A 302-nucleotide genomic window follows, 5' to 3' on the forward strand; every position below is an offset into this window, starting at 1 on the left:
CCCGCGTTGCCGAACAGACCCGCCACCGAGGAGTACAGGACGAAGGCACTCAGCGCCCGGCCCTCCGTCGCGGCGGCACGGTTGCGCGCCGCGTCGACCTTCGCCCGGAACACCCGCTGCTCCGACGGACCGTTCTGCGCCGTCAGACCGTTCGACGCACCGACCACATTGACCGCCGTGCCCCCCACCACCGCCAGGACCTGCCGACCGGCAGCCCTCGCAGACGACAACCGCTCCCCGAGCAGCATGCCGACACCCTCGGACCAACCCGGCCCGTCCGCACCCGCACCGAACGACTTGCA

At 72.2% G+C, this 302-nt stretch carries 1 pseudogene; it reads right to left on the minus strand.

From position 1 onward, the window contains the following. Positions 1–62 precede the first annotated feature (62 nt). Positions 63–302 (minus strand): annotated as a pseudogene (locus tag PUR56_RS12950) (polyketide synthase); the annotation flags it as partial.

The organism is Streptomyces sp. BE303, from assembly GCF_036290945.1.
Lineage (GTDB): Bacteria > Actinomycetota > Actinomycetes > Streptomycetales > Streptomycetaceae > Kitasatospora.